The sequence below is a fragment of the Gloeocapsopsis sp. IPPAS B-1203 genome, assembly GCF_002749975.1.
Taxonomy (GTDB): Bacteria; Cyanobacteriota; Cyanobacteriia; order Cyanobacteriales; family Chroococcidiopsidaceae; genus Gloeocapsopsis.
In genome coordinates this window covers 33,026-49,190 of sequence record NZ_PEIG01000003.1, presented here as the reverse complement: position 1 = coordinate 49,190, position 16,165 = coordinate 33,026, and the positions used below count along the sequence as shown (strand labels likewise).

Genomic DNA, 16,165 nt, shown 5'->3' with positions numbered 1-16,165 from the left:
AGAATACAGAATCTAGGGTAATCAATAAATGACAAATTACGAAGTAGTATAAGTTCTGATTAAAAGCTAATACCAAATTCGGCACTGTAGATCTTGAGGCACAAAGATTAAGCTGGAAGAATAAACCCAAAATAACAATCAAGTGATGTCGCTTACCCTTGGTGGAGATGGATATATTAATTGTTGAGGATGAAGCCGAAATTGCCGGATTGATTCAACTTGCACTCGAAAAAGAAGGATTTTCTTGTCAAAGCTGTCGTGATGGTTTAGCTGCCTTGCGCTTATTTCAAGAACTACAACCTGATTTAATTATCCTTGACCTGATGCTCCCTGGCTTAGATGGACTGGAAGTCTGTGCCAGAATTCGGCAAAAACCTGGTACTAAAGATCCTTACATCCTCATGCTCACAGCAAGAGGCGAAGAAATTGATCGTGTCATTGGTCTATCTACTGGTGCAGACGATTATCTTACCAAGCCTTTTAGCCCTAGAGAGTTAGTTGCGCGAGTACGAGCATTGTTACGGCGGAGTCTACGCCAAGGCGGACAACATCAAATTCATCGAACTCAGCATTTTATAGTAGATGTAGAACAACGCTCTGCCAGTCGTCAAATCAGCAGCGATCGCACTGAAGATTTAGATCTGACAACCTTGGAATTTAACTTACTTAGCACCTTTGTGAGTAATCCTGGTCGTGTCTGGAATCGCACGCAGTTGATTGACAAACTTTGGGGAAGTGATTTTTTTGGTGATGAGCGCGTTGTTGATACTCACGTTGCCCGATTGCGAAAAAAAATTGAACCCGATCCTGCTAATCCTACTTTTATTAAAACTGTTGTTGGTGTCGGCTACAAGTTTGAAGACGCAACAACACCTTGAAGCTTATGACGAAAGTAGATTTACGTAAGCGAAATTTGCCATTAGCATCTCGTCTGTTCCTTTCACACTTATTGGTGGTGATGGTAGCAGTCATGAGTCTTGTCATTATTGGTAAAGTGTCTTCTCCCCGCTATTTCGTTGTCCGTCTTGAAGAACTCGAAGGCACTGGATTTCGTTTGCGCTTTGCCCGTACTGAACTACTTCATGGATTCGAGAGTGCTTGGTTTCGCGGTACAGTGTGGTCTGTTGTTGTGAGTACTACAGCAGCCGGAGGACTCAGTTACTGGGTATCCAAACGCATCATGCAGCGGCTAACGGAGATGGAACAAATTACTCAAAAATTTGCTGCTGGACAACTAGATGCACGACTACCTGCAAGCGATATTCCAGAGTTACAGCGCCTTGGTGTTAGCTTTAACCGCATGGCAGCTAGCTTGGAAGACGTAGAACAAAGGCGACGCGAACTGATTAGCGATCTTACGCACGAATTACGAACTCCATTAACCGTTGTTCGCGGCTACCTAGAAGAACTAGCGGATGGCGGAGTCGAACCGTCAACTGAAATTTATACACGTCTTGCTAGAGAAACTCGACGTCTAGAGCGCTTGGTTAATGACTTACAAGAACTCTCGAAAGCTGAAGCTGGTTACTTACCAATCAATCTACAACCAGTCAATCTTTCCCCGTTATTGCAAGCGCTGATAGAAAAGTTTTCAGATCAGATTTTAGAAGATGGTCCAGTTTTGCAACTCAAATGTCCATCGCAATTACCACCTGTGCTTGCAGATATTGATCGCGTGGAGCAAGTTCTCGTTAATTTGTTAGGTAATGCAATTCGTTACACAACTCAAGGTGCAATTACTATTCGTACTTCGACTCAATCGCGTAAATTGTGGATTGCCGTGAGTGATACTGGTATTGGTATCGCACAAGCAGACTTGCCTCACGTATTTGAACGCTTTTGGCGTGCGGATCGATCGCGCGATCGCCATTCTGGTGGTACTGGAATTGGGCTAGCAATTTCGCGTCGTTTAATCGAACTACAAGATGGTCAAATTTTTGTTGAGAGTCAACTCGGCAAGGGTAGTACATTTTACTTCTTTCTACCCTTAGCTTGACGAAAGATTATGAGACGGATACTTACATCAAGTTCGCTTGATAAGTGTTAATTTCTGAATCTATACAAGACCTGTTAGCAGATGTATGCACCCATAGTTACACAATTAAGACTTGCTGCATCTGCACCTGATGCTCCAAAAATAGTAACGCCAAGCAAGTCATTTAGGCAACATACTCCTTCGCAGCCTACTTTAAGTGATACCTCAATCAAAAATCAATAAGTAATTAAGGCATAAGTTCCTTGAGACCTTGACTGCGTTTGTACCTTGACTTTTGCCTCTTTTACCCATTTTTCCAATGTTTCCATTTCACCAGGACGATGAGCATCATCGAGTAAGATCGTATTTTCGTTGGAGATGTATTGCTTCATTACAGGTAACAGTCCGTAACGACCTCCAGGCGTTTTTCCAGGAGGACCATCACAAATGATTAACTGGAATTGCTGAGGCAAAATGTTCAAAGGTGGGTCGTACCAAAAAAAATCACCGTAGTCTCGTAAGGGAGATAAGCAGACATTGACTGCTGGTATTCGGTGTTTTTGCAATACATCAAGAACGTGCGATCGCCAACTTGGTAGATGTTCCAGCGAGAAAACCTCAACTCCACGACGACCAGCAAGTAAGCCCAAAATAATTGTTGTTAATCCGCTACCACACTCTAAAATTGGACCAGATGTCTGAACTGCTTGTTTGGCGACTTCTTCAAGATAGTCTAAGTTAGCTACAAATCCGTAATTCCCCCAACTGAGGTGCAAGTTCTTCAACATTTTTCGTGTAGGAATTTGTCCTACAGGTAGTTGAGCAATTTGTCTTACTGTGCGATAAAACAAATACTTTAACCAAGCTGCTTTGATTGTCTTTTTGTATCGCGGAGGAGATAAGCGGATAAGTAGTTGAATCATTTGAATTTCCCGTGTGTAAGTGTGGACAATTAACTCATAAATCTACTAAAAAACTCATTGTAATATCAGTATCAGAGCCACAGTATTACACTGTTGTGAGTTACTGAGAAGAGCCTTAGATTAACAAGACAGTTTATACCAAAAACCATTTTTTTCATAACAAAATTATTTACTGATATAATTGTGGTTAATCTAAGACGAATCAATTGAGTAATAAAGTCACTACAATTGGCACTTAAACTATCACTTAAAGTTTTTTTTGTAAGTATTTAAAACTACATTTATTATCAAAATAGCTATTGTATACTAAATACCAAAAAGTTGGTTTTGAATACATGAAATTAAAGTATCAAGTCAGCTCAATAAAATAGGAGGTAGAGAGCTAATTCACTTTAAGATTGCTACAGGGGGAAACTCGCAAAAAAGCAGGCGGTTCCCGTCACGTTCACGAAGTTTCCAAGACAATGGCTAACACGGAAACGCGGAGATTGATTTGTAGCTAGCATTGAGGAAATTGGTATTAAGCGATAACTTTTCAGTACCCTTTGATAAAAGTGCTAGGCAAATGATTCTTCTTGTATTCTTTTCTCCTGTGCTTTGATTACCTATTTATAATCAGCTTTGAAGCGAAATGCTGTGATTTCTATCCTTTTAGCAGCTTTATAGAAGAACAGTAGACCTCCCGCATGAATCACAGGTACCCTAAGTTAAAAGTGACACACTCAATAGTGGCAGTTTTATCAGTAAGATGATTTCTGTAGAGTATGTTTATTTAGCTACAAATATATTTGTGCTTGCATTTATGTAGGGTAGAACTCTTGCAAAAGTCGAAAAATTATGAATGTCATTATGTAATGTAACGTAGAATCTCGCGAGATGTTTCGCAAGGCTCAACATGACAGTTTAAGTACTTTTGCAAGAAGTCTGATGTTTAGGATACAAAGTCGTGTTTTCATAATCAATAAAATAGGGGCTCTTGTAAGAACCCCTAATCTGGTGGCTATAAACTTTTAGTGTCTTGAGAACAATCTATAGATTATTCCCCTAAAACTGCTTTTGCCTTCGATACCACATTATCGACTGTGAAGCCAAATTTCTCCATACAGACTCCGCCTGGAGCCGAAGAGCCGTACTGATCAACACCGATCGCAATACCTTCATCACCAACATAACGGCACCAGCCAAACGTCGTACCAGCTTCAACTGACACCCGCTTTTTCACTGCTTTAGGTAATACAGATTCTCGGTACTCAGCATCTTGCTCTTCAAATACTTCCCAACAAGGCATAGAAACAACTCTGACTTTCTTGCCTTCACTCTGCAACTGCTCGGCTGCCTTGACACACAATTGAGTTTCGCTACCTGTACCAATTAAAATTAAGTCCGGCGTGCCATCACTATCAGATAGAATATAAGCACCTTTCGTGACTCCTTCAATTGAAGAACCGGTAAGATTGGGTACAGCTTGGCGAGTCAGCGCAAGTACAGAAGGTCTTGTCTTGTTGCCATATCGCTTACCGCGTGCAGCTTTAATTGCGACTTTGTAAGCACCAGAAGTCTCATTACCATCTGCAGGACGGATGACATACAACTCAGGAATAGCGCGTAAAGAAGCAACGTGTTCAACAGGTTGGTGTGTCGGACCATCTTCACCCAGTGCAATCGAGTCGTGAGTCATGATATAAATCACGCCAGCTTCAGACAACGCCGAAAGACGAATTGCTGCCCGCATATAATCGGTAAACACGAGAAACGTTGCACAGTAAGGAATCAGTCCAGAACCATCGAGCGCTAGACCATTGCAAATTGCGCCCATACCGTGTTCGCGCACTCCAAAACGGATGTAGCGATTTTCGTATTGACCTTTTTGGAAGTCTCCGGAAGTTTTGAGCAAAGTATTGTTAGAAGGAGCCAAGTCAGCCGAACCACCAATCAGTTCAGGAAGAACTTCAGCGATCGCATTTAAACAATTACCTGAGTGAGCGCGGGTGGCAATTCCTTTGTCTTCGGGTGTATAGGTAGGTAGCACCGCATCCCATCCTTCAGGTAGCTCAGCTTGATGCATCCGCTCTAAAAGGCGAGCATCTTCAGGATATTGCTGCTTGTAGCGCTCGAATAATTGATTCCACTCTTGTTCTAACTTTGCACCGCGATCAATCGCTTGACGCCAGTGATTTAAGGCATCTTCAGGAACTTCAAACGGTTCATGATTCCACCCTAAATGTTCGCGGGTTGCTTTAACTTCATCTGCACCTAGCGCTTCACCGTGTGCATGGCGAGTGTTAGCTTTTTTAGGAGAACCATAGCCAATTGTAGTGCGTACCTTAATTAAGGAGGGTTTATCCGTTACAGCCTGGGCAGCTTCAATTGCTTGGTGAATCGCATCTAAATCAGTGTTACCGTCTTCCACGACTTGGACGTGCCAGCCGTAGGCTTCAAAACGTTTACCAACATCTTCGGTAAACGCAAGATCGGTCGAGCCATCGATTGAGATCTGATTGTCGTCGTACAAGGCAATTAGCTTACCAAGTCCTAAGTGTCCAGCTAACGAACACGCTTCACCGGAAACACCCTCCATGTTGCATCCATCACCTAAGATAACGTAAGTGTAGTGGTCAACAATAGAGAAATCAGGTTTATTGAACTTAGCAGCTAAGTGAGCCTCCGCCATAGCAATGCCAACTCCATTGGCAATACCTTGACCCAAAGGACCCGTTGTAATTTCCACCCCAGGGTTCATAAAGTTTTCTGGGTGTCCAGGAGTTTTTGATTCCCACTGACGGAACTGCTTAAGATCTTCAAGCGTCAGATCTTCATAGCCTGTCAGATACAGTAGGGCATACAACAACATACTGCCGTGTCCTGCTGATAGCAAAAAGCGATCGCGGTTGAACCAAGCAGGATTTTTGGGATTGAATCGCATAAATCGATCCCATAAGACAAATGCCATTGGAGCCGCGCCCATCGGCAGCCCTGGATGACCAGACTTTGCCTTTTCTACAGCATCGATTGCTAGAAAACGAATTGAATTAATACAAAGTTCTTCGAGGGATTGGGTTGCAACAGCCATAGTCTCTTATTGTTAACGACGGGTTAGCACGCTCATGGAGTGGGCTGAAATTGTAATCCTCAGAGATTGCCCTAAGCACTTATTAACGATCATCCCATTCTTGGGGATTGACAGGCAAGCATTCTTGCCCAAACAATGGCTAATAAGTTTCTCCACTTGACAATTTTTGTTCCAACGTTGATTTGATAGCCAATAGATTAAACAGAAAACCAGCTGAGGAGCAAAGGTATTTTTAAGATACTTGCCATTGCTTCACCTTTTCCCTGCTGACTTCTCAACTGCTTTGCTCTTGAGGCATCACGTTTCATTCACTAATCAGTGAACTTCTGAAATACCAAAGTGACATTATGTCCACCAAAGCCAAAAGAATTTGACAAAGCAACATCTACTTTTTGGGCGCGAGAAACATTAGGTACATAATCCAAATCGCACTCTGGATCGGGATTTTCTAAGTTAATCGTTGGTGGTAGTTGGTCATGTGCGATCGCAAGAGTTGTTGCTACAGCTTCAATTCCACCTGAACCGCCTAATAAGTGCCCAGTCATTGACTTAGTTGAACTGATTGCGACTTTGTACGCATGATCGCCCAACACTTTTTTCATCGCTGCTGTTTCAGTCGTGTCATTCATTGCGGTACTAGTACCGTGGGCATTGATGTAGTTGACTTGCATTGGATCTAACAAAGCATCTTTGAGTGCAAGTTGCATAGCACGAGTTGCACCTTCGCCTCCAGGTACAGGTGATGTCATATGATAGGCATCACACGTCATCCCGTAGCCGACAATTTCGGCATAAATGCGTGCGCCACGACTGCGGGCGTGTTCGAGTTCCTCTAGTAGCAGAATTCCCGCTCCTTCACCCATAACAAATCCATCGCGATCGCGATCAAAAGGACGACTAGCACGAGCCGGATCGTCATTACGGGTAGACAGCGTTCGAGCTGCAGCAAAACCTGCTACAGATAGTGGTGTAACTGCGGCTTCTGCGCCGCCACAAATCATTGCTTGGGCATAACCACGCTGAATCATCCGAAACGCATCACCAACCGCATTGGAACCAGCAGCACATGCTGTAACTGGACAAGTATTTGGTCCCTTCGCACCAATGTGAATTGCTGTCAATCCTGCTGCCATGTTTGCGATCATCATTGGCACCATAAACGGGCTACATCGGTCAGGACCGCGATTGAGATAAACTGTTTGTTGGTCTTCTAGTACCTTAATCCCACCAATACCAGTACCAATAATTACGCCCACTTGTTCTGCGTTCAGTTCATTGATGACAAACTGTGCGTCTGCAAGCGCTTGTAAACTGGCTGAAACCGCAAACTGAGCAAATCGATCCATGCGCTTGGCATCTTTGCTGTCAAGGTAGTCATGAGGATTAAATCCTTTGACTTCACCAGCAATGCGGCACTTGTGATGGGAGGCATCGAACAAGGTAATCGGACCAATCCCACTGCGTCCATTTATTAACCCTTCCCAGTACTCATCTGGAGTATTGCCAATCGGCGTGATAGCACCGATACCCGTTACGACAACACGTTTTTTTTCCTTATCTGTCATACTTCAGTTGAGCCAGCTTCCTGACTGAATAACGCAGAACAAATGAATTTTTAGTTTTGGGCGCTGGCGCGATCTTCAGACGATTTAATCACGAGTGCGATCGCATTCCTGGCGCCACCTTGTCAGATGTGCCTCACACCTAAGCGGATGCAGTCACTTTGTTGCTGATGTAATCTACAGCTTGCTGTACAGTTGTAATTTGTTCAGCTGCCTCATCGGGAATTTCAATATCAAATTCTTCCTCTAAAGCCATCACAAGTTCAACAGTATCAAGCGAATCGGCTCCTAGGTCGTTCGCAAAGTTTGCTGGTGGTGTCACCTTTTCAGCTTCAACACTCAGTTGCTCAGTCACAATTTTCTTGACTTTTTCAAAAATTTCCGCTTCGCTCATAAATATAACGTCCTCAAGCAGTTGCAAAAAAATCCCTCGATTGGGATGACATGATTTTAGGCATATTTATCTTATCGAAAAGCGCGATCGCTTAAACACTCCAAATGGTCTGTTTTCCTACTGTCACTAAAAGAGGAGTTAGGAACAAGAGACTGAATAAGGTAAGAAAAGCAATTGTGGACTGAGGTTAGGATAGAAAAGGTTATCTTTAAGTTTTATTCCTTATTCTAGTTGCCCGTCCCTAATTTCTTATGTCTTCCCATTTAAAATATGCTTATTTTCCTGGTTGTGTTGCCCAGGGAGCCTGCCGCGAACTTTATCAATCTACGCAAGCATTAACTCAAGCTTTAGGTATTGAACTTATAGAACTGAAGAAAGCCGCATGCTGCGGTTCTGGTACTTTTAAAGAAGATTCACTGCTACTAGAAGATACTGTAAATGCCCGCAATATTGCGTTAGCTGAAGAATTAAATCTTCCCTTACTGACACATTGCAGCACTTGCCAAGGCGTGATTGGGCGTGTTGATGAGCGTTTAAAAGAGTCTCAGCAGACTAACCCTGCTTACCTTGAGCAAATTAATGGCTTACTTACCCAAGAAGGTTGTTTGCCCTATCGTGGTAATTCTACAGTCAAGCATCTGCTGTATGCAATTGTTGCTGATTACGGCTTACAAGAACTGCAAAACCGCGTATCGCGACGCTTGAGCGGGATTAAATGTGCTGCTTTTTATGGCTGTTATTTACTGCGTGCCCAAAAATCCATGCCCTACGATGACCCCTACAACCCCCAATCAATGGAAAATGTCTTTCGGGCAATTGGTGCAACACCAGTATACTATCGCGGGCGAACTCAGTGCTGTGGCTGGCCTCTTTCTAGTTATGCCACCACTCAAGCTTTTAAAATGGCAGGAATGCATATTCAAGAAGCTCTCGTAGCTGGTGCAGATTGTATGGTCACTCCTTGTCCTTTGTGTCATCTCAATCTTGATTCTCGTCAACCTGAAGTCGAAAAAGTAGTGGGCGAAAAACTGGGTTTACCTGTGTTGCATCTCCCTCAACTCATTGCTTTGGCATTAGGTATTAAACCTAAAGAATTAGGTTTAGAAAGACATATTGTTTCCACTCGTCCTTTGTTAGAAAAGTTAGGATTTTAAGTTTTGCATAAAAAAGCTGAGTAGATTAATATTTTGAGAAATTCTACTCAGCGCAAGAATTATTTAGAAGTAACAAGTATCAACTAACTAAAGTTAATTATTATTAGTTAGTCTTTTAGTCATCAGGTTAATTGTTGTCTTTGTCTTGCATCTCGCTCGACACATCTACTGTGTGAGCAGTATCAGAACCTGCGATCGCCTCTTTTGTATCTCCTGTTAAATTAATGTGGACTACACGGTTAATTGCTTCAGCAACTTTGGGTAGTGTCAAAGTCAAAATTCCGTCTTTGTAGCTTGCTTCGACTCGTTCATTTTCGACTGCTACTGGTAATGGAATCGTTCTTTGGAACTTCCCATAGCGAAATTCAGAATGCCAAAATCCCCGATCTTCTGTTTGTTGTTCCTGATGAGTTTCACCCGTGATTGTAACTGCATCTCGGGCGACTTGTACATCAAGATCTTTAGCATCTATTCCAGGAATTTCAGCGCGTAAGATAATGCTTTCTTCACTATCTTTCATTTCAATCGCAGGCATCCAGTTTATCTTTAACTCTCGATTAAATCCTGCAATTTCGTCAAACATCCGATCCATTTGACGCCGTAAGGCAGTAATTTCTTGAAATGGTTGCCAATGTACTAATGCCACGGTCAAGTCACCTCCATAGTTCAGTAAAAAAGACTGAATCAAGTTGTCACTCAACGATGAACTATTCAATATAAAAGTTGAACAGAGGTGCGTTTAACAGCTTTTTACTTGCACCTTTACTTCTATATTAGCTAATAAAAATCTAAGTGAGTAAGGATAACCCTACTATAAAAGTAGTGTTGCTAGCATATTTATTTTTCTCTACTTAAGCTGCGTTGTAACTGCTTGAGAGTTTGATAAATTTCTGGTAAGCGCGTGTAAACAGCAGATGCTTTGAGAAAATTTTTGTGTGATATGGCAGGATTCCCTGAGACAATTGTTCCTGGCTGAACGTCACTATGAACCCCAGCTTTAGCAGAAGCAACAGCCCCATCGCCAATTTTTACTTGATTGGCAATTCCCACTTGACCTGCAAGAATAACTTGATTGCCAATTTTTACACCGCCAGCTAAGCCAACGTGTGCGGCAAATGCACAGTTAGCACCAACCTGACAACCATGACCGATTTGTACCAAGTTATCAATTTTTGTATTTTTACCAATGCGTGTTTCTCCCACTGCGGGGCGATCAATCGTGCTGTTGCAACCTACTTCGACGCCATCTTCTAATACGGTGTAGCCTGACTGTTCCATCTTGACCCACCCCGTCGGTGAAGACACAAAACCAAAGCCTTCTCCACCAATGACGGCACCACTATGAATCACGCAGTCCGCACCAATTTGGCTGCGCTCGTGAATTGTACAGTTAGCATGAAGAACTGTGCGATCGCCGATTTTGACTTCAGGGTAAACCACAACATTAGGGTGAATGCAAACGCGATCGCCAATGCTAACACCTGCTTGAATGACAACGTGCGCGCCAATGTATACGTCTTCGCCGAGTTTTACTGAAGGATGAATCACTGCACTAGGATGAATCTCAGGTGCAGGATGGAATGGTTGATAATATAGTGCGATCGCTTGTGCAAATAATAACCGTGGTTGGGAAGTTGCAATCCAAGCAATACCCCGTGATTGTGCTTGTGCTTGTAATGCTTCGTCTTGCGGCAAAATCAATGCACTAGCACCAGTTGTGGCAACTTGCGAGGCAAATTTGGCACCTTCGATATAGCTTAAAGTTCCTGTAACAGCTTCTTCAACTGGTGCTAATCTAGGAAGATCCGGATCGCAGTCTTTATTGAGACTAAGGCTATTGTTGGCAGCAGTTTCACCAAGTTTTTGAACAACTTCGCTAAATTTCATTTTTGAGTTTTATAGTTTCAAAAACTAATTGAACCATTTTATAGTAGAGGTCGGAGGTCAGAGGTCAGAGGTCAGAGGTCGGAGGTCAGGGGGAGGAAGAGTTATGAGTTCTCAATGTTGAGTGTTGAGTTAAGGAATTCTAATGCTCTGGCACCTTTCTTCGCGAACAACTGAAAATAATTGCCTCCGGCACCTTTCTTGGCGAACAAAACGTGCTAACGCACCGCTACGCTAACAAAACTCTCGACTCATAACTCTCTTCAACTCAACACTCATAACTCAAAACTCAAAATTCAAATCTCAAAACTAACTACTAGACTACTCCCATTGCTTGACCAGCTAACCAAGCCGTTGTCCAAGCACTCTGAAAGTTAAAGCCTCCAGTAATACCATCAATATCTAAAATTTCTCCAGCAAAATAAATTCCTCGACAAAGACGACTTTCCATTGTTTTGAAGTCAACTTCTTTGAGGCTAACGCCGCCACAAGTGACAAATTCTTCTTTAAAAACTCCCTTACCCTGAATCAAGTATTGTCCTTGAGTCAGTTCTTGAACAAGTTGATTTAAGCTTTTGTGCGATACTCCTGACCAACGATCTTCACTGCTGAGGTTAACCCGCGACACTAGATATTGCCACAAACGACGCGGTAATTCAACAGGGCAGTGAAGCGCGATCGCCCGTTTTGCCCATTCAGTTTTAACTGTCAGTAATTTTTGGCGGATATCTTCAGGGTTAGATTGTGGAAGCCAGTTAATTGTTAGAGTTGCGTGATATTTCTCGTCATATAGCATCCGCGCCCCCCACGCCGAAAGTTTCAGCACCGCAGGACCACTTAAACCCCAGTGGGTAATAAGTAATGAACCTGTTTGTTCGAGTTTGTGACTACCAACTGACAACCGTAAACGGACAGTATCGGCACTTACCCCAGCTAGTGCGCGTAGTTCTTGATCGAGAATGTTGAATGTAAACAGCGATGGTACGGGCGATTCAATATGGTGTCCTAAAGTTTCGGCAATGTGATGACCGACTTTATTACTACCTGTTGCGAGTAATATGCGATCGCATGTAATAATTTCTCCTGATTTCAACTGAATTTCAAATCTCGAAGTCACGCTATCCAGCTTCTTTACAGAAACCACTGCTGCGCCCTGATAAATTTCGATTCCTAAAGCGATCGCTTTTTCCATTAGACAATCAACAATCGTAGCAGAGTCATCTGTGACAGGAAACATTCTGCCATCGGCTTCAGTTTTCAGTTTGACTCCTTGTGCGGCGAACCAATTGACAGTATCGCGGCTTTGAAATCGGGTAAATGCTCCGCGTAAGGCTTTGCCACCTCTGGGATAATTTTGTACTAAGGCAGCTGGTTCAAAACACGCATGGGTAACATTACATCTCCCACCGCCAGAGACACGGACTTTGGCTAACGGTTGGTGACTTGCTTCTAAAATAATGACTTGGGTATAAGGATGAGCTTGTGCTGCCGCGATCGCACCAAAAAAACCCGCTGCGCCTCCTCCAATAACAACAATTAACGGTTGCAATTTACCTAATTCCTACAAAGCAATCCAAGACAGTTCTACATATCAGCCTAACGTTTTGATAGCTTTCAATGGCTATTTTTTGCTAAGAACTTGTCGCATAACGGTCAATGTAACTATCGCAATCAAGTGCGTTTCCTGCTATAATTCTTACATATTTCTTACTATTTCGTCGCTAAATTTGATGCAAGTCACTCGTTTGTCAAGTAAAGGGCAAGTGATTATTCCAAAAGCCTTACGTGCTGCTCATCATTGGGAAGTAGGTCAAGAACTGATTGCGATTGATGTCGGCGATGGTATCCTCCTAAAACCTAAAAAACCTTTTGCGGAAACAACTTTAGCGCAGGTTGCAGGCTGTTTAAGCTATCAGGGAAAACTGAAAAGTCTCGATGAGCTAGAAGATGCAATTCGCCAAGGAGTGATACAACAGTGGCATGATCGCAGTTGATACCAACATTGTTGTACGTCTCTTAACACAAGATGATGAACAGCAATACAACAAAAGTCTCCAGCTATTCCAAGAACAAGACATATTTATTCCAGACACAGTTCTTCTGGAAACTGAATGGGTATTACGTTTTGCTTACAGTTTCAAACCGAGTGAAATTTGTCAAGCATTCAGGAACCTTTTGGGTTTACCTAATGTTCAGCTTAGAAACGCCAGTTTGGTAGCGCAGGCTTTGCAGTGGCATGAAAATGGTTTGGATTTTGCTGATGCACTTCATTTATCACAAAGCAAAAGTTGCTCTATTATCTATACCTTTGATACCAAGTTCGCAAACAGAGCTAAAGGACTATCTCAGTGTAAAGTTCAGCAGCCCTAATATTGAGCAGTAGATTGATATTTGCTTGGGCTTTATATTCCACTAGTAATTTTCTCACCACACTCTAACCAGATAACCCAAGCGGTTGAACTATTGTTTTTATAAACTAAATCCTCAGGATTCCAATTCAAACTGATCTTTGGTTGCACCACATACTGGACATACCCAGTCATCAGGAATATTTTCAAATGGCGTACCTGGTTCAATTTCTGAATCCAAATCACCCGCTTCAGGATCGTAAATGTAGCCACAAGTTGTACAAATATACTTTTGCATAACGACTACCTGATGTAGACCTCTGTATGAATTGTAGATGCTCTCCAACTCCCTTCGGGGCTATCCCAGCAAGTTTTGTTAGCGTAGCGGTGCCTTAGCACATTTTGAATTATCAAGAATTTGGCTAACTCAACACTCAACATTCAAAACTCTCTTATGCTCAATACTCTTAACGAGTAACTCTCTTAAACTCATAACTCAACACTCAAAACTCAAAACTCTAAAAGTTGGTGAACTTTGTTTATAGTGTGCGAATTCATTTGCTAGGCTTAATTCTTGATCAGAAGCCTCTGATTCATTTCAGAGGCTGGTAGTCAATTAGCTGACAAGCTAACAGTTGCTAAATACTTGATTTTGCTTTTGACCAAGTACCATCTTCGTCTTGTTCGTACTGTTCGCAAACTGCATCCCAAGCTTGATGTTCTGCTTTTTCTTCGTCACTTGTTTCTGATAACGCCTTGTTATAGTTAGCAATAAACGCTCGCTGTGCATCCTCTGAAAGGTGCGATCGCACTTCTGGCGACAAGTCTGCTGCACTTTCAATTTGTCCAGTTCGTCTGCGGGGTAAGGATTTTTCGTTAACATGGGTTTCTTCACCACCCGCACTTTCAAGCAATAGCTGAATTTCACCTGTTTTGTCTGCAGGGACTTCTACTGCTACCAAAAAGTCGCCCGCTTCAATTCGAGTTTGATATACTGCTGCTTTCTCTTCTGGCATTCCTAATGTGACTAAGGCAGAGACTAAACCTGCACCAGCACTACCTGCGATCGCGCCACCTGCAGCACCTAATAAAGCTGCGCCCAAAGGTCCTGCGGCAACTAATGTCCCAATAAAAGGTACAAATAAGACACCTACTCCGGTCAACAAAGCTAACGCAGAACCAAAGATTGATCCAAAGATTGCTCCTTGTTTCAATCCACCTAAGATGACATCTTTTTTAGTAATAAAACCAGCAATTTTAGTTTCAGAGTGAAAGTTTTTTCCAATTACAGAAATATCATCGCGAGAAATTCCTCGGTCGAGTAAACGGCGAATGACACTATCAATTTGTTCGCGATTGTTGAAAATAGCAGATACGCTACGAAACTCAGCAGCATTCTGCTGTGTGATAGTTGTATCAGTTGCAGTCATATTTTTCCCTTGTATTTCCTACTTATCAGGAAGAATACCAGTGACTGAAAATAACATCTTCATCCATAAGATTGATTCTTGTACTGTATCTCAAGCTACATCTATTTATATTTTTAAGTAGATGTGCATTCTTTCTTTCTTTTAATAAGAAATATCATGTTGTTTGAGTTGCAGCCAACAAAAATACTGTGATAGCTATGCTATAAAGCTCAAAAACAAACTTATCCTCTTTGTAAGCGGCTCCAAACTCCTGTTACCACAGATAACAAAATTAATATCCATATAATTCCGCCAGGAATAAAAGTCAAAATTCCTAAGCCTCGTAGTACCCAAACAAAGATTGTAATTCCTGCAAAAACAAAAAAAAGTTGTACAGTGCGAATGTTATGATTGCGACGAGTTCGACTCACTTTTTCCTCTTTAATGTACTTATCTATTTTAATTTTAAGTTTTGAATTTTGAAGAGTTTTTAATTAAAAAAAGTGTTTAGTGACTAGTAAAAGAGATTTAAATTCAAAGAATTTTCATATCATAATTCAACACTTAATCATTCATAACTCCGGCAGTGGCAATCAAGATAAGTTATTTTTCCAACTTTTACTAATTGACTCACAATATGTTTTGTATATTTTATAACATTTATAACAATAGTAGCTAAATTTCAAAACTTGTGATTTATTAGAGTTGAAATTTCATAAACATCCAATTTTCAAGTCGAAGCTCTGTAATTTCTCTGAACCTTTACACTAAGTTTACTATTTCTTTATATTTGTGTAGGTAAATTGGGCAGTATGAGCGACTGCTGCAAACAAAGGTTAACTAAGTAGTAATACTTAGATCGGTTTTTAGGTGTTGAGGAGTAGCTGAAGTCAGATGGATACACTTTCTGTAACAAATTTAGTCGAGCCTGCAGGAACATGGAGTCAAGTTCAGCAAACAGCACTTTTGCAAGGTGAAATTTTACTAGAAACGCGATCGCATTCAGCGTGGGGTGGTGCGGTAATAGCTTCGATGTACTTACCATTAAAGCGATCGCAAGTTTGGCAGCAGGTGACAGATTATCCGCGCTGGGTGCAATACTTTCCTGATGTGATTAAAAGCGAAGTTTTGCAGCGTGGTGAAACCAAACGTGTGTATCAAGTTGCGAAAAAAGCCTTCTTTCTATTTACTGCCCAAGTAGAGGTTTATCTCAACGTCATTGAAGTTCTACAGCAGCGAATTCAGTTTCGTTTAGAGCAAGGGACGTTTAATGATTTTACTGCGGAGTTGAAATTACAAGACTGTGGCATTGGGACAGTTTTGACTTATGCGGTGCAAGCGACACCAAATATGCCCATACCAACAATGTTTATTCAACAAGCAATGCATCTAGAACTACCGGAAAATATGCGGCAAATGCGGCGAATTATCTGTGGTAGATAAAAA

General features: G+C 41.9%; 16 protein-coding genes. 6 read left to right on the top strand and 10 right to left on the bottom strand.

The window, feature by feature from the left end:
* The first annotated feature begins 167 nt into the window (after window positions 1–167).
* Both CSQ79_RS06310 and CSQ79_RS06305 read left to right on the top strand, forming a co-directional pair.
* Window positions 168–878 (top strand): response regulator transcription factor, encoded by a 711-nt coding sequence (locus CSQ79_RS06310; RefSeq protein WP_099700347.1) that lies wholly within the window; start codon window positions 168–170, stop codon window positions 876–878.
* Window positions 879–883: 5 nt separating this feature from the next.
* The gene (locus tag CSQ79_RS06305; protein WP_099700346.1) at window positions 884–1,996 is read left to right on the top strand and encodes a sensor histidine kinase; all 1,113 of its coding nucleotides are present in this window, start codon (window positions 884–886) and stop codon (window positions 1,994–1,996) included.
* Between the two features lie 215 nt (window positions 1,997–2,211).
* Here the strand turns inward: CSQ79_RS06305 and CSQ79_RS06300 are convergent, their stop codons facing one another.
* The 4 genes from CSQ79_RS06300 to acpP form a co-directional block, all read right to left on the bottom strand.
* Complete coding sequence (locus CSQ79_RS06300; RefSeq protein WP_099700345.1) at window positions 2,212–2,898, bottom strand: hypothetical protein; 687 nt, start codon at window positions 2,896–2,898, stop codon at window positions 2,212–2,214.
* 1,036 nt (window positions 2,899–3,934) lie between these two features.
* A complete protein-coding gene (gene tkt / locus CSQ79_RS06295; RefSeq protein ID WP_099700344.1) occupies window positions 3,935–5,968 on the bottom strand; it encodes a transketolase in 2,034 nt (677 codons plus the stop codon).
* Window positions 5,969–6,279: 311 nt separating this feature from the next.
* A complete protein-coding gene (gene fabF, locus CSQ79_RS06290; RefSeq protein WP_099700343.1) occupies window positions 6,280–7,533 on the bottom strand; it encodes a beta-ketoacyl-ACP synthase II in 1,254 nt (417 codons plus the stop codon).
* A gap of 139 nt (window positions 7,534–7,672) precedes the next feature.
* Window positions 7,673–7,924: an acyl carrier protein gene (gene acpP, locus CSQ79_RS06285; RefSeq protein WP_099700342.1), complete on the bottom strand. Its 252-nt coding sequence runs from the start codon at window positions 7,922–7,924 to the stop codon at window positions 7,673–7,675.
* A gap of 251 nt (window positions 7,925–8,175) precedes the next feature.
* On the opposite strand from acpP, the gene CSQ79_RS06280 reads away from it, so the two are divergent.
* On the top strand, window positions 8,176–9,078 hold the full coding sequence (locus CSQ79_RS06280; protein ID WP_099700341.1) for a CoB--CoM heterodisulfide reductase iron-sulfur subunit B family protein: 903 nt from the start codon (window positions 8,176–8,178) through the stop codon (window positions 9,076–9,078).
* A gap of 127 nt (window positions 9,079–9,205) precedes the next feature.
* Here the strand turns inward: CSQ79_RS06280 and CSQ79_RS06275 are convergent, their stop codons facing one another.
* From CSQ79_RS06275 to CSQ79_RS06265, 3 genes are all read right to left on the bottom strand, one after another.
* The gene (locus CSQ79_RS06275; RefSeq protein ID WP_099700665.1) at window positions 9,206–9,724 is read right to left on the bottom strand and encodes an Hsp20/alpha crystallin family protein; all 519 of its coding nucleotides are present in this window, start codon (window positions 9,722–9,724) and stop codon (window positions 9,206–9,208) included.
* Window positions 9,725–9,915: 191 nt separating this feature from the next.
* A complete protein-coding gene (gene lpxD / locus CSQ79_RS06270; RefSeq protein WP_099700340.1) occupies window positions 9,916–10,965 on the bottom strand; it encodes a UDP-3-O-(3-hydroxymyristoyl)glucosamine N-acyltransferase in 1,050 nt (349 codons plus the stop codon).
* 313 nt (window positions 10,966–11,278) lie between these two features.
* Window positions 11,279–12,511 (bottom strand): BaiN/RdsA family NAD(P)/FAD-dependent oxidoreductase, encoded by a 1,233-nt coding sequence (locus CSQ79_RS06265; RefSeq protein WP_099700339.1) that lies wholly within the window; start codon window positions 12,509–12,511, stop codon window positions 11,279–11,281.
* A 181-nt stretch (window positions 12,512–12,692) separates the two neighbouring features.
* Here CSQ79_RS06265 and CSQ79_RS06260 point away from each other — a divergent pair, with 181 nt between their 5' ends.
* The gene (locus CSQ79_RS06260) at window positions 12,693–12,956 is read left to right on the top strand and encodes an AbrB/MazE/SpoVT family DNA-binding domain-containing protein (RefSeq protein WP_099700338.1); all 264 of its coding nucleotides are present in this window, start codon (window positions 12,693–12,695) and stop codon (window positions 12,954–12,956) included.
* The gene (locus CSQ79_RS06255) at window positions 12,943–13,332 is read left to right on the top strand and encodes a type II toxin-antitoxin system VapC family toxin (protein WP_099700337.1); all 390 of its coding nucleotides are present in this window, start codon (window positions 12,943–12,945) and stop codon (window positions 13,330–13,332) included. The genes CSQ79_RS06260 and CSQ79_RS06255 overlap by 14 nt, the downstream gene beginning before the upstream one ends.
* A gap of 114 nt (window positions 13,333–13,446) precedes the next feature.
* Here the strand turns inward: CSQ79_RS06255 and rd are convergent, their stop codons facing one another.
* The 3 genes from rd to CSQ79_RS06240 form a co-directional block, all read right to left on the bottom strand.
* Window positions 13,447–13,608, bottom strand: a complete 162-nt coding sequence (rd, locus tag CSQ79_RS06250) for a rubredoxin (RefSeq protein WP_099700336.1) — start codon at window positions 13,606–13,608, stop codon at window positions 13,447–13,449.
* A gap of 340 nt (window positions 13,609–13,948) precedes the next feature.
* Window positions 13,949–14,740: a ChaB family protein gene (locus CSQ79_RS06245; protein ID WP_289500692.1), complete on the bottom strand. Its 792-nt coding sequence runs from the start codon at window positions 14,738–14,740 to the stop codon at window positions 13,949–13,951.
* 221 nt (window positions 14,741–14,961) lie between these two features.
* Window positions 14,962–15,150, bottom strand: a complete 189-nt coding sequence (locus tag CSQ79_RS06240) for a hypothetical protein (RefSeq protein WP_099700335.1) — start codon at window positions 15,148–15,150, stop codon at window positions 14,962–14,964.
* Window positions 15,151–15,613: 463 nt separating this feature from the next.
* Here CSQ79_RS06240 and CSQ79_RS06235 point away from each other — a divergent pair, with 463 nt between their 5' ends.
* A complete protein-coding gene (locus CSQ79_RS06235) occupies window positions 15,614–16,162 on the top strand; it encodes an SRPBCC family protein (RefSeq protein ID WP_099700334.1) in 549 nt (182 codons plus the stop codon).
* Window positions 16,163–16,165 lie beyond the last annotated feature (3 nt).

Excerpts from the sequence above, each read along its gene's own strand:
- CSQ79_RS06310 (WP_099700347.1), top strand. The coding sequence starts at position 168 with ATGGATATATTAATTGTTGAGGATGAAGCCGAAATTGCCGGATTGATT.
- CSQ79_RS06305 (WP_099700346.1), top strand. The coding sequence starts at position 884 with ATGACGAAAGTAGATTTACGTAAGCGAAATTTGCCATTAGCATCTCGT.
- CSQ79_RS06300 (WP_099700345.1), bottom strand. The coding sequence starts at position 2,898 with ATGATTCAACTACTTATCCGCTTATCTCCTCCGCGATACAAAAAGACA.
- tkt (WP_099700344.1), bottom strand. The coding sequence starts at position 5,968 with ATGGCTGTTGCAACCCAATCCCTCGAAGAACTTTGTATTAATTCAATT.
- fabF (WP_099700343.1), bottom strand. The coding sequence starts at position 7,533 with ATGACAGATAAGGAAAAAAAACGTGTTGTCGTAACGGGTATCGGTGCT.
- acpP (WP_099700342.1), bottom strand. The coding sequence starts at position 7,924 with ATGAGCGAAGCGGAAATTTTTGAAAAAGTCAAGAAAATTGTGACTGAG.
- CSQ79_RS06280 (WP_099700341.1), top strand. The coding sequence starts at position 8,176 with ATGTCTTCCCATTTAAAATATGCTTATTTTCCTGGTTGTGTTGCCCAG.
- lpxD (WP_099700340.1), bottom strand. The coding sequence starts at position 10,965 with ATGAAATTTAGCGAAGTTGTTCAAAAACTTGGTGAAACTGCTGCCAAC.
- CSQ79_RS06260 (WP_099700338.1), top strand. The coding sequence starts at position 12,693 with ATGCAAGTCACTCGTTTGTCAAGTAAAGGGCAAGTGATTATTCCAAAA.
- CSQ79_RS06255 (WP_099700337.1), top strand. The coding sequence starts at position 12,943 with ATGATCGCAGTTGATACCAACATTGTTGTACGTCTCTTAACACAAGAT.
- rd (WP_099700336.1), bottom strand. The coding sequence starts at position 13,608 with ATGCAAAAGTATATTTGTACAACTTGTGGCTACATTTACGATCCTGAA.
- CSQ79_RS06245 (WP_289500692.1), bottom strand. The coding sequence starts at position 14,740 with ATGACTGCAACTGATACAACTATCACACAGCAGAATGCTGCTGAGTTT.
- CSQ79_RS06235 (WP_099700334.1), top strand. The coding sequence starts at position 15,614 with ATGGATACACTTTCTGTAACAAATTTAGTCGAGCCTGCAGGAACATGG.